The organism is Marinomonas rhodophyticola (assembly GCF_026113935.1).
Lineage (GTDB): Bacteria > Pseudomonadota > Gammaproteobacteria > Pseudomonadales > Marinomonadaceae > Marinomonas > Marinomonas rhodophyticola.
This window is the reverse complement of record NZ_JAPEUL010000012.1, coordinates 393156-406060: the sequence shown is the minus strand read 5'-3', so window position 1 is coordinate 406060 and position 12905 is coordinate 393156. Positions and strand designations below refer to the sequence as shown.

Genomic DNA, 12905 nt, shown 5'->3' with positions numbered 1-12905 from the left:
TACAAAGTATGCAATGCCAAAACACAAAAAAGACCGCATATTAGCGGTCTTTTACATTTTACTTGCAATTCTTTAACATAACTCACTGTTTTAAGGCGATTTAATCGCTAAAAAACTAAGATTCAGCGATTGGCTTTCTGACGCGAATATTTAATTCCTTTAATTGTTTCTCACTTACCTCACCTGGCGCCTGAGTTAGTAGGCAGGTAGCACTTTGCGTTTTAGGGAAAGCAATAACGTCACGAATCGAGCTAGAGCCCGTCATTAGCATCACAAGGCGATCTAAGCCAAATGCTAAACCACCATGTGGCGGCGCACCGAATTTAAGTGCGTCTAATAAGAAGCCAAATTTCTCTTCCTGCTCTTCCTTAGTGATATTTAGTAACTCAAATACAGTTTCCTGCATTGAAGCCTGGTGTATACGAATAGAGCCACCACCAAGTTCTGTACCATTTAACACCATATCATACGCTTGTGATAGTGCAGTCAAAGGGCTTGCCTTAAGATCTTCTGGAGAACAAGACGGTGCAGTAAATGGATGGTGAATAGCTGTGATTCCGCCATCACTTGTTTCTTCAAACATTGGGAAGTCCACAACCCACAATGGCGCCCATTTACAAGTATAAAGATCTAAATCTTCACCTAGTTTGCAGCGAAGCGCACCAAGAGCCTCATTCACAACCTTGGCAGAGTCTGCACCGAAGAAAATCAAGTCACCATCTTGATACTCCAAGACGATCAAGCAAAGCTGCGCGAACATCTACAGGCAAGAATTTAACGATCGGTGACTGCAAACCTTCTTCAAGATTTGATTTGTCATTTACCTTGATGTAAGCCAAACCTTTTGCACCATAAATACCAACAAATTTGGTGTAGTCATCGATTTGCTTGCGAGTCAACGCATTTCCACCAGGCACTTTTAACGCAGCAACGCGGCCTTTTGGATCGGTGGCTGGGCCAGAAAATACTTTAAAGTCTACGTCAGCCATCAAGTCAGATACAGTCACAATGGTCAACGGAATCCGAAGATCCGGCTTATCACTGCCATACGTTTCCATTGCCTTGGAATAAGGCATACGTGGAAACACACCCAAATCAACATTCATTAGCTCTTTAAACAAGCTAACAATCATCGTTTCTGTCATCGCCATAATGTCTTTTTCACTCATGAACGACGTTTCAATATCGACTTGAGTGAATTCTGGTTGGCGATCTGCTCGTAGATCTTCATCACGGAAACATTTTGCGATTTGATAATAGCGATCAAAACCAGACACCATCAATAGCTGCTTGAAAAGCTGAGGGGACTGAGGAAGCGCAAAAAAACTACCCTGCTGAGTACGGCTAGGCACTAAATAATCACGCGCGCCTTCTGGTGTTGCACGCGTCAAAATAGGCGTTTCAATGTCTAAAAAGCCATTGCCATCCAAATAACGACGTAGAACAGATGTCACCTTTGAACGAAAACGCATTTTTTGCTGAATTTCAGGGCGACGCAAATCGATAAAACGATTTTTCAAGCGAACATCTTCACCAACAGATTGATGCTCATCCAACTGAAATGGAGGTGTTTTTGCCACGTTCAGAATTTCAAGCTCAGTACCAAGCACTTCAATTTCGCCAGTACGCATATTTGGATTAGTTGTCCCTTCAGGACGAGCGCGCACCACACCTTTTAGCTTAACAACAAACTCATTACGAACACTGTCGGCAAGCGCAAAACTTTCAGCACGATCTGGGTCAAAAACGACTTGAGTGATACCTTCACGATCGCGAACGTCTAGGAAGATAACGCCACCGTGGTCACGACGACGATGAACCCAACCGCATAGGGTGATTTCTTGTGAAATATTAGAAGCATTTAACTCGCCGCAATAATGGCTGCGCATAATTTCTTTCCTATTACTTTCTCAGTAAGAGAGTGATTTTTTCTTAGAACGTTTTCCATTCGATCAGTAATGTTAACTGAATTTTAAGCTCTGAATAGAATAACAGAATATTTTAAGGCAAAGCATTATATGCGAACCGAGTCCGACTCTCTAGGGTCTGAACCAAATTTGTCCAACACAATAGACGCATTATGCAATGCTGGTGATTTCATAAGCGATTTGTCGACTATTTTGAGGCAAATCGACCTCATCACCCAACATTTTCCCCAATAATCTTTTACCAACGGGTGTTGAGGCGGTAACTAAGTAAACCGTTTCTCCTTTAATTTCAACATTCAGTCCACCTGCGCAAGGCGATATGAAGAAATACTTCTTTATACCACTGAGTGGCTCCAGCTCAGATAGGGTTACCATACTCCATAGACCAACAGTACTATCTTCAGCAAAAGTAACAGGGGGTGTTTTGCTAAAAATCAACCAATCCTTTTCGCACTCTAATACACGCTGGGATTGGCCGTGAGCTAAATAAGAAGCCTCTAAGCCAAAAGTATCGTATTTATTTTCAGCAATACTTTCTTGATTCGTCGCCGCTTCATGCGCCTGTTTGGCCGCCCATTTTGCAGTTTCATAGCGGCGTAGTAATGCTTCTGTGACGGCTTTATATACATCTTGTTTATCCATCAGGATTTTATCCGCTTCGTTGAATTAGCCCATTGTAGCGATTCATTTTAATAAAAAAATCCATGACTTGCTCTCAAATAGCCTTACTGATGCCTAGCCTGAAGAAAGCGCAAGAAAATGTCTTTTAAAAATACGGACCCTTTAGTTGACACTATCAACCGACAAAACTAAACTGATAACTATTCTCATAAATTTCAAAAACAGGTTTCTATGAAGGAAAAAATTGCCGAGTCACTTCATCAACTCATACACAGTTATCGCCATCATTTACGTGAGGAAGCGTTAAATTCAGGAATTTCAATCCCTGTCAGTCATATTCGCTCTCTTAAATGCATTCGTAGAATTCCAAATTGCCATGCCAAAGACATAGCAGAGAGGCTTTCTCTCGATAAATCACAAATCACTCGAGTTTTAAAAGAATTGGTCAGCCTGGGTTATGTTAAAAAAGTACGCAATCCAGACAACCACCGCAGCCAGCTACTGAGCCTCACTGAATCGGGTGACGCATTACTCAATAAACTCATGACGCTCGATCAACTGGCCGTCGAAAAGATGACACACCATTTAACTGAGCAACAAATCGTTGATTTCATTTACATTGCAGAAATGATGACGAACACCCCTTATCCATCACTTTGTCATAAACAAGATTCAGGAGCCACTAATGAATAGACCACTACCACGAGAACTTACTGTAATCAAAAAGGCACAGATCACAACCAACATGCTCCGAGTAACATTAGGTGGCGACAATATACACACCATTCCAGCAAACCAAGAAAGCGGCTACGTCAAACTCATTTTTCCAAGAGAGGATCAAAAACCGTGCGTCCGAACCTATACCATTAGACACCAGCGTGCAGACGAAATAGACATTGATTTCGTACTTCATGAAGATAGCGGTCCTGCGTCATCTTGGGCAAAGCAAGCACAAGCTAACGATTTAATCCTTGTTGGTGGTCCTGGACCAAAAAAACTCATCGAAGCAGCGGATTGGCACATTTTTGTTGGCGATATGACGGCCCTCCCCGCAATTAGTGTCAACCTAGAAATGCTTCCGCAGGATGCAAAAGGCTACGCCATTATTGAAGTCATTTCTCAAGAGGATATTCAGCCGTTAAGACACCCTAAAAACATAGAATTAAAATGGGTGATTAATCCGCACCCAGGCGAAAACGCTAACTTATTAGTGGAACAGGTTCAATTACTGCCATGGCTACAAGGTCAAGTTTCTGTTTGGGCGGCTTGCGAATTCAGTAGCATGAAAATGTTACGTGCATTTTTTAAAAAGGACGCAAAAATTGAGAAGGAAAATTTGTATTTATCTAGCTACTGGAAGTTAGGCAGCAACGAAGACCAGCATAAAGAAGTAAAGCGCATTGACTTAGAAGAAATGGAGCAATAACCATTGATTCATAAAAAAGCCAGCTTAAATAAGCTGGCTTTTGGTGTTTGCTTTATAACCGCACACTCTCAATGATCAAATCAACCACGGCATCCAGAGTTGATTCCGTAAGATGGGAATCGGCTATTGTCGGATTACCAACCAAGAAAGCGATCCCTGTCTGGCGAATTAACACCGCCTCTTGTTCCGACGCATCCGCTTTAACCAAGGCAACCACTCCTTGGCGCAGCAACAACCGCTCAAGGGTACTGCTTTGCTCCAATATGTCAGCCGATAGTGCAATAACGGCGGGCTTCTGCCCAAGTCTGGCGGCACGATCTTCTGCACTAACAATACTATCTTGATCAATTTCAGCGACAGCTTCTTCCACCATCCCAGCGCCAACCGTCACATTCGTGAGTCGATCAATAATAACCAATGCACCGGTAAAGCGACTATCCGTATATTCATCAAACGCAACTGGCGCATCGAACTGCAATACAGCATCAGCGATACCATTAAGCTCTAATGAATCTATATGGCTAACTTCCAGAGTATTGACATCCACTCGATGATTAAAGTGATGCACTTTACCAGGAACCGTTTGTGTACCTAATTTGAAGTCATACAACTTACCCGGCACTAACGGCTGATCCGCCATCCAAACAATAGAAGCGCGCAGTGTGGTTGCAATAAGCGGCTCTTGTCCAAGGTGTGACAGCATATCACCACGACTAATATCGATTTCATCTTCCAGCGTGATCGTAACAGCTTGCCCGGCTTTCGCTGCCTCTAAATCCCCATCAAATGTGACGATTCTTTCAACCGTAGACACTTTTCCAGATGGCAAAGCGACCACTTTGTCGCCAGGTTTCACAGCGCCTGCGGCAATGGTTCCAGAGAAACCACGGAAATCTAAATTAGGGCGATTCACATACTGCACAGGAAAACGGAACGAATCACGTTTCACATCACGATTAATCTGTACTGTTTCCAAAATCGACATGAGTGGACCGCCTTGATACCAAGGTGTACTCTCAGACGCGTTGACGACGTTATCGCCACGCAGTGCAGACATTGGTACAAAATGAATGTCTTCCGGCTTGCGATCGCCAAGCTGATCCACAAACGTCAGATAATCCTGTTTGATCTGATTAAACGTTTCCTCTGAAAAATTCACCAAATCCATCTTATTAATGGCGACAACAACATGCTTGATGCCCAACAAGGACGCAATATAACTATGGCGACGGGTTTGTGTTTGAACACCATAACGCGCATCAATCAAAATAATAGCAAGATCACAGGTAGATGCACCGGTCGCCATATTTCGAGTGTACTGCTCATGCCCTGGAGTATCCGCAATAATGAACTTGCGCTTTTCCGTAGAAAAATAACGATACGCCACATCGATTGTGATGCCCTGCTCACGCTCTGCTTGTAGACCATCGACCAACAAAGCCAGATCCACCTCTTCGCCCTGTGTACCAGACTTTTTACTGTCACGCTTCACGGCATCTAAGTGATCTTCATAGATCAACTTAGAGTCATGAAGTAAGCGGCCAATTAAGGTACTTTTTCCATCATCAACATTGCCACAGGTAAGAAGACGCAGTAAGTCTTTTTCTTCGTGTTGTTTCAAATAACCAAGTATGTCTTGGCTGATCAATTCTGACTGGTGAGACATTCTTTCTTTACTCCAAACTTAGAAATAGCCTTGTTTCTTCTTCTCTTCCATTGATCCAGATGAATCATGGTCAATCATTCGCCCTTGACGCTCTGAACTTTTTGTCAGCAACATTTCCTGAATAATCTCAGGCAAAGAAGCCGCTTCAGACTCAACAGCACCGGTTAATGGGTAGCAGCCCAATGTACGGAAGCGAACCGACTTCATTTCGGGCACCTCACCGTTTAACGGCATACGTTCATCATCTACCATGATTAAAGTACCGTCACGCTCTACTACCGGACGCTTCGCAGAGAAATAAAGTGGCACAATTGGAATGCTTTCCAAGTAGATATATTGCCAAATATCAAGTTCCGTCCAGTTGGATAATGGGAAAACTCGAATGCTCTCGCCTTTGTTTACTTTACCGTTGTAGATATTCCATAACTCAGGACGTTGGTTTTTCGGGTCCCAACGATGCTGTTTATCACGAAAAGAGTACACACGCTCTTTAGCGCGTGATTTTTCTTCGTCCCGACGAGCGCCACCAAAAGCCGCATCAAACCCATATTTGTTTAACGCTTGCTTTAATGCTTGAGTCTTCATGACATCCGTATGTTTAGAGCTACCATGCGTAAATGGCCCGATACCTTGCTCTATACCCTCTTGGTTCTGATGCACAATAAGCTCTAAACCAAGCTTAGAAACCATTTCATCACGGAAGGTGATCATTTCTTTAAACTTCCATCCGGTATCCACATGCATCAATGGAAACGGTGGTTTACCAGGATAAAACGCTTTCATGGCAAGATGCAGCATCACGGCCGAGTCTTTACCAATTGAATACAGCATCACTGGATTATCAAATTCTGCCGCTACTTCACGGATAATATGAATACTTTCCGCTTCTAGCTGTTTTAAGTGAGTCAGTCTTGCCTCTGTCATAATTTCCCATCTCTGTTGTCAGGCTTCAGCATTTTTTGAACTATAACATGCCTTTAGGTTATAAAAAGCATCTCATATAGACTTTAGTGGCATATGCATATTAAAAAAGCTTTATAAGGAGAACCTCTAAGGGAACAACTATTAATCCTCAAAATAACAACAAATACAGCACTTCGAACATAAAAAAAGGCCGATAAATCGGCCTTTTTTAAACACACGGTATCATTACTGACTACTGAGTTGTTGCTCTAGCATAAGTTGGTTAATTTGCTTACGCAGACGAATGATTTCAGCATTCACTTGTGTTCTAAATGCATCACTTGAATTGATTGCATCTTGGTGCTTCGTTAGCGTTTGTTGGATACTGACCATATCTGAAACGCTTGTATCAGCCGTTTGCTTATCAAGGGTATCCACTTTTTTCTGCAGTGAGCTCAAATCTTGCAGAATCTGATCAAGACTAAGCTGCTGAGCTTGATTCTGCCCTACTTGAGCTGTGATAAGCTTAGTCTGACTCTCTTGCTTTGTTGCCAATGCTTTAACAGCATCATCAATCGTTGCAACTGAGGGAACCAGTTTATTGTACCCTGCCTCCACTTCATTAAATGCATCAGCCTGAACCGCGATAAGCTTGGATTGAGTTGACATATCATCACGCATGGTTGATAGCTTTTTCTGTAAATCATCAATGGCCGCTGTATTAGCAGCAATCGCTTGGCGGTTGGTGTCGTAGGCAACGCCCCATAATTTACGAATCTCACTGTCATGATTCTTCAATGTCTCTTCCAACGTCTCACCTTGTTTATTGGCAGAAACATCGGCAGCAAGAAGCTGATGATCAAGATTTTGTATTTCGCTTTTAGCACCATAAAGCTCATTTTTAAGCTGTGTATTTTGCTGCCACAACCAATAACCGGCTCCGCCAGAGACCAAAAGCAAAAGTATTAATAAAAATATATGCCAGCAAGACTTTGCTTTTTGTGCACCACAATCGGGGCATGAGCCGGTCTTGCTGGGGTTGGGGCTGAAGAACCTTTAGGTACGCCAGTACCGGCCTTCTTTCGCTGACTTCATCTTGATCCAGAGTCAGGCTTGGGATCTCAACATCATCGTCTCTTCGCATGGATATCTTATATAGTCGCTATTAACAGGAATTATGGAAAATTTCTCTAGAACAAACCTAAATAATATTATCTTAAGTTGTTCGGTGCTACTATATAATCACCATTAACTGCTTGATAACAAGCATTTTTCGTTAATAAAAAGCAAGGAGAATTGAAATGGCTTTTGAATTACCCGCTCTTCCTTATGCTAAAGACGCACTAGAGCCTCACATGTCGGTTGAGACACTTGAGTATCACCACGGTAAACACCACAACACTTATGTTGTTAAATTGAATGGTTTGCTTCCCGGGTCTGAATACGAAAACAAAACGCTTGAAGAGATCATTGTATCTGCTCCTGCGGGCCTGTTTTCAACAATGCCGCTCAAATCTGGAACCATACTTTCTTTTGGAACAGCTTAAGCCCAAATGGTGGTGGTGAACCGACTGGCGCTCTTGCTGATGCTATCAATGCAAAGTGGGGCTTCTTTCGAAAAGTTCCAAGCGGCTTTTGATGACAAAGCAGTAAACAACTTTGGTTCTAGCTGGACTTGGTTGGTTAAAAAATGCTGACGGTTCTCTAGACATCGTTAATACAAGTAATGCTGCAACACCAATGACAAGTGGTCAAACAGCGATCATTACTGTCGATTTGTGGGAACATGCTTACTACATTGATTACCGCAATGTTCGTCCTGACTACCTAAAAGGTTTTTGGGCACTTGCTAACTGGGAATTCGCGGCAGCGAACTTCGCAGCTTAAACCTATTTTCTGATTTGAAAATAGTGTTAGACCAGTCAAAAAAACGCGGCCTGTGCCGCGTTTTTTTATTAAGAAGTTTGGATCTCATTTTGCACAAAGAGCTTTGCCTGAATAAATTCTGAATGAGGCATAAACAAGAGCTCACTTATTCTCCTGATGCGGTGGTCTTCATGAGCATCAATATTGCCATCAGCCAATGCCACATACCACAACCCTCTCAGCAATGACATTTTTTGCTCTAGTGTTGCCGTTTCATTGATGACCTTAGTAAACTGATACAGATCATTCGCTTCCTCAACGCCCGCGCGGGCTTCTTCAAAAAGTATATCCACATCATCGCCCAGCTCACTGACATCGCGCAAAAGCCGTTTCACTTGACTCTCTTCTTTCTCACTAACATGATGATCCGCGAGCATGACTTCCATCAATAATGCAGCCACAGCCTTTTGATAGGATATTTGTTCTCCCTGTTCAACAGGAAGGCTAAAATGATTTTTTAATACTTTAAACATTATCTCTCCAAAATATGCTCACGCAGAGCTTCGATTAGAACATTCGGAAACTGTCGATAATCTAGATAAGGACACCAAACATAGGGAAAATGCACATAAGCATGGTGTGAATAACCCATGGATTGGGCACGGTCGTCCACTGGCCATGCGCTTCGAAACGTATTCCCAACAATAAAAACAGTCCCCTTATAGTGATCAAGCTGATCACAAGAAAAAACCATTCCAACCTTGTCAAACAGCTGATCATCCCGAAACGTTTTCCATGAGTGGTAGTCAGGTGCTGTAAGCTTCGCCATGATGGTCAATATTTTACGCCAATGATTACCGTTTAGTTCAATTAAAATAGCTGCGTTCGGTCGCTCTAAAAAAGAAGGATCCAATGGCGCACTAGGCAAAATCGGAACGTTGGGCAGGAGGAAGACGTAATCCGCTTTCTCTAAACAAGCCCCTAACCATAAACGATTCATGACAAACTCCAAATTTTATTAAGAATACAATGCACACTGGCGAATATCCGCTAAGCAATGGGTAAAGACAGTGCAATTTAAAGCACCACATAGAGCAATGCTGGGGTAGCATGCACTTTTAACGCAATAAACATTTAACAATATGCTACACAATACATTAGACATTGCTCATAAATATAAATTAGAATAGTCTAATATTAATTTGAGGATTTAACGATGGACATGATTTTTAACCCATTAGTGGGCGGCTTATTGATAGGCATCACAACAGTCATTTACCTCCTAAGCCTTGGTAAAGTCATTGGCATTAGCGGGATATTATCTCAATTACTTTTTAGTAAGGAGCGATTTTTACCGTTTCTATTTATTGTAGGGCTTATCATAGGCGGCAGTGCATATGGTGTATTCACTGAGCAAACCGTGGCGTTTCCCGAAACGAGAAGCCCACTTATTTTAATCATTTCTGGACTCTTGGTCGGCTATGGAACACGACTAGGAAGTGGATGCACGAGTGGACATGGCGTGTGTGGCATCTCCAGACTTTCGCCTCGTTCTGTCGTTGCCACCTTAGTTTTTATGACTACTGCCATCATTACCGTCAGCATTCTTAATTAGGAGAATAATCATGTACGCCATTATCACCTTTATCTGCGGTTTATTGTTTGGCCTCGGGTTAGCGTTTTCTGAGATGACAAACCCTGCTGTTGTTTTGGGTTTCTTAGATGTCTTTGGAAATTGGAATCCTTCTCTAATTATTGTCATGGCAAGCGCTATTGCAGTCGGCATGATTGGTTACCTTCTCAAAGGTAAACGCTTAGTGCCCTTTATTGCCAGTAAATGGCAAGTACCGACTTTAAGACAGATTGATTCAAAATTAATCATTGGCTCGGCGCTCTTTGGAATTGGCTGGGGCATTAGTGGCTATTGTCCAGGGCCAGGATTAACCGCCTTAGTCAACAACCCAAGCGAAGGCATTTATTTTGTTATTGCATTAATCGTTGGCAGTGCTGTGCATCACATCCAACCCCGTGCAGTGAAAATGTAAAGAAAACATTGCTGAAATAAAAAGGAGACGCCCTAGGTCGCTTTTTTTGCCCTAAAATATGAAAAAATACTTGACCAAAGGCGCCTTGCGTCTTAAATTTCGCCCGCGTCATTGCTGAACATAATCCGCACCGCTTCAACTGCTGCGCTAGTCGCTTAAGGCCATAGAGCCGGATAAGTAACAGCCATAAGTAGGACGTGATAGAGTAAAGACGTTTACTTTTTTTAATCGGTTTATGTTTTGCATAATTAAGGAGCTTCCAGCCCATGACTATTGATGTCAACTCATTTTACACTCCAGAGCGTTTTGCCCGTTTTAAAGCGTTTGCAGAAACTAAAGACACCCCTTTCGTTGTTATCGATACAGAAATTATCGACGAAGCCTACACGGAATTAACAACAGGTTTCCCAGTTGCGGATATTTTTTACGCTATTAAAGCCAACCCAGCACCAGAAATTCTAACGTTGCTTCGCGACCGCGGCTCCAATTTTGATGTGGCATCACGCTATGAGCTTGACAAACTAATGGCCATTGGCGGCGTTTCCCCTGATAGAGTGAGCTATGGCAACACCATTAAAAAGGCGAAAGACGTTCGCTATTTTTATGAAAAAGGTGTGCGCATGTTTGCCACTGATTCAGAAGCAGATTTGCGCAATATAGCAAAGGCTGCTCCAGGATCTCGTGTATATGTTCGTATTTTAACAGAAGGCACAGTGACAGCTGACTGGCCGCTTTCTCGTAAATTTGGCTGCCGTCCAGACATGGCAATGGACCTTCTTGTTCTTGCAAAAGAGCTAGGATTGATTCCATACGGTATTTCTTTCCATGTTGGTTCTCAGCAACGTGATATCGGCGCATGGGATGCAGCGATTGCCAGCGTCAAAGTGATATTTGAGCGTCTTAAAGAAGAAGACGGCATAGTGCTTGAGATGATCAATATGGGGGGCGGTTTCCCAGCAAATTACATTGCTCGCACCAATGATCTCGCCACTTATGCAGAGGAAATCACACGCTTCTTAGAAGAAGATTTTGGTACAGATCTACCTCGCATTATTTTAGAGCCTGGTCGCTCTTTAATATCAAATGCGGGCATTTTAGTGAGTGAAGTTGTATTGATTTCTCGTAAATCCCACACGGCACTAAACCGTTGGGTCTTCACGGATGTGGGTAAATTCTCAGGCCTAATAGAGACACTTGATGAGTCTATTAAGTACCCAATTCATGTTGAAAAAGGTGGTGAGCTAGAGGAAGTTATTATTGCTGGCCCAACGTGTGATAGTGCTGACATTATGTATGAAAACTACAAATATGGCCTACCACTTAATTTGGCTATCGGTGATCGTATGTATTGGCTTTCTACGGGTGCCTACACCACTACTTACAGTGCTGTAGAATTTAATGGCTTCCCGCCATTGGCTTCTTACTACTTGTAAGAACGTCGACTAAAATTAAGTTCATAGAGCCTCAGAGTGAAAACATCTGGGGCTTTTTTATTGGCATGTTCGTCGTCTTAAGCAATAATCTAGGCAATACTAACCTCATACTCTAAAAGGAATGTTTCCTTGTATTCACTAAGCGAACTCGCCATTTATCCAGTAAAATCTATTCAAGGTATTGCTTTGCAGTCTAGCCAGGTAGATGATGCCGGTCTTTGTGGAGATCGGCGCTATACTTTAGTGACACCAAATGGTGAACTTATTACAGGCCGAACACACCCACAATTAACACTAATTACAGCGAAAGCATTAGCAGATCATTCTTGGCAGCTCTCACACCCCAGCACACAAACGCCTCTTATCTTGGATTTAACCAAATACACTCAAGAGTATAGCGAGATAGTTGTTTGGGAAGACACCGTAAACGCGCAACGCACCTCAGACGAAGCGGACACTTGGTTTAGTAAAATAGCAGGCGAATCCGTTCACCTAATGCATTTTGGCGAACATTCGCAACGCTTTACCAAACGCAGACCTGACGTACCAATGGGTTTTGCTGATGGGTATCCATTTCTATTAACGACAGAGGCCTCGCTGTCGGAATTAAATCGAACCTGCACACAGCAAATTCAGATGGCTCAATTTCGCCCTAATATTGTTATTCATGGTAACTCAGCATTTGAAGAAGACAGCTGGAAGCGCATTCGCATTGGCGATGTTGAATTTGAAAACATCAAACCCTGCGTACGCTGTATTTTTACCACATTGAATCCTCAAACGGCAGAGAGAATTCCGAAAGGTGAACCATTAAAAACGCTGGGCAAATTTCGCCTTCTTGACGGAAAAGGCATTACATTCGGCACGAATCTAATCGCACTTAATACAGGCATCATCCATATTGGTGATGAGGTTGAGATACTAGAGTATCAAGAAGCGGAAAAATACCAAGACAGACGCAAGTAAATCGCATATCACTTGGCATCACCCACTTGGCTAAAAAAAGGAAGGCAAAAG

At 42.6% G+C, this 12905-nt stretch carries 12 protein-coding genes and 2 pseudogenes; 7 read left to right on the top strand and 7 right to left on the bottom strand.

The annotated features are described in order from the left end of the window. Window positions 1-115: 115 nt before the first annotated feature. A pseudogene (aspS, locus tag ONZ52_RS24150) lies at window positions 116-1889 on the bottom strand (aspartate--tRNA ligase). A gap of 189 nt (window positions 1890-2078) precedes the next feature. Then, a complete protein-coding gene (locus ONZ52_RS24145; RefSeq protein WP_265221102.1) occupies window positions 2079-2570 on the bottom strand; it encodes a transcription elongation factor GreAB in 492 nt (163 codons plus the stop codon). Between the two features lie 210 nt (window positions 2571-2780). On the opposite strand from ONZ52_RS24145, the gene ONZ52_RS24140 reads away from it, so the two are divergent. Then, window positions 2781-3242, top strand: coding sequence for a MarR family winged helix-turn-helix transcriptional regulator (locus ONZ52_RS24140; protein ID WP_265221101.1), 462 nt, complete (start codon window positions 2781-2783; stop codon window positions 3240-3242). After that, complete coding sequence (locus tag ONZ52_RS24135) at window positions 3235-3975, top strand: siderophore-interacting protein (protein ID WP_265221100.1); 741 nt, start codon at window positions 3235-3237, stop codon at window positions 3973-3975. Before ONZ52_RS24140 ends, ONZ52_RS24135 begins: the two co-directional genes overlap by 8 nt. A 52-nt stretch (window positions 3976-4027) precedes the next feature. On the opposite strand, the gene cysN is transcribed toward ONZ52_RS24135, so the two are convergent. The 3 genes from cysN to ONZ52_RS24120 all read right to left on the bottom strand — a co-directional run bounded on the left by cysN (window position 4028) and on the right by ONZ52_RS24120 (window position 7471). Next, window positions 4028-5641 carry a sulfate adenylyltransferase subunit CysN gene (gene cysN / locus ONZ52_RS24130; RefSeq protein WP_265221099.1) on the bottom strand — a complete coding sequence of 538 codons (1614 nt, stop codon included), beginning with the start codon at window positions 5639-5641 and terminating at the stop codon, window positions 4028-4030. A gap of 18 nt (window positions 5642-5659) precedes the next feature. Further along, window positions 5660-6565, bottom strand: a complete 906-nt coding sequence (cysD, locus tag ONZ52_RS24125) for a sulfate adenylyltransferase subunit CysD (protein ID WP_265221098.1) — start codon at window positions 6563-6565, stop codon at window positions 5660-5662. Between the two features lie 225 nt (window positions 6566-6790). Further along, window positions 6791-7471: a hypothetical protein gene (locus ONZ52_RS24120; RefSeq protein ID WP_265221097.1), complete on the bottom strand. Its 681-nt coding sequence runs from the start codon at window positions 7469-7471 to the stop codon at window positions 6791-6793. 374 nt (window positions 7472-7845) lie between these two features. On the opposite strand from ONZ52_RS24120, the pseudogene ONZ52_RS24115 reads away from it, so the two are divergent. Continuing rightward, window positions 7846-8431, top strand: a pseudogene (locus ONZ52_RS24115) (superoxide dismutase). Window positions 8432-8499: 68 nt separating this feature from the next. On the opposite strand, the gene ONZ52_RS24110 reads toward ONZ52_RS24115, so the two are convergent. After that, a complete protein-coding gene (locus ONZ52_RS24110) occupies window positions 8500-8943 on the bottom strand; it encodes a tellurite resistance TerB family protein (protein WP_265221096.1) in 444 nt (147 codons plus the stop codon). Then, window positions 8943-9410 (bottom strand): DUF6942 family protein, encoded by a 468-nt coding sequence (locus ONZ52_RS24105; RefSeq protein WP_111607749.1) that lies wholly within the window; start codon window positions 9408-9410, stop codon window positions 8943-8945. Before ONZ52_RS24105 ends, ONZ52_RS24110 begins: the two co-directional genes overlap by 1 nt. A 216-nt stretch (window positions 9411-9626) precedes the next feature. Here ONZ52_RS24105 and ONZ52_RS24100 point away from each other — a divergent pair, with 216 nt between their 5' ends. The 4 genes from ONZ52_RS24100 to ONZ52_RS24085 all read left to right on the top strand — a co-directional run bounded on the left by ONZ52_RS24100 (window position 9627) and on the right by ONZ52_RS24085 (window position 12854). Beyond that, window positions 9627-10025 (top strand): YeeE/YedE family protein, encoded by a 399-nt coding sequence (locus tag ONZ52_RS24100; RefSeq protein WP_265221094.1) that lies wholly within the window; start codon window positions 9627-9629, stop codon window positions 10023-10025. Between the two features lie 10 nt (window positions 10026-10035). Continuing rightward, window positions 10036-10455 carry a DUF6691 family protein gene (locus ONZ52_RS24095; protein ID WP_265221093.1) on the top strand — a complete coding sequence of 140 codons (420 nt, stop codon included), beginning with the start codon at window positions 10036-10038 and terminating at the stop codon, window positions 10453-10455. A 266-nt stretch (window positions 10456-10721) separates the two neighbouring features. Beyond that, window positions 10722-11888, top strand: a complete 1167-nt coding sequence (locus tag ONZ52_RS24090; protein WP_265221092.1) for a type III PLP-dependent enzyme — start codon at window positions 10722-10724, stop codon at window positions 11886-11888. A 129-nt stretch (window positions 11889-12017) separates the two neighbouring features. Further along, window positions 12018-12854 (top strand): MOSC domain-containing protein, encoded by an 837-nt coding sequence (locus ONZ52_RS24085; RefSeq protein WP_265221091.1) that lies wholly within the window; start codon window positions 12018-12020, stop codon window positions 12852-12854. Window positions 12855-12905 lie beyond the last annotated feature (51 nt).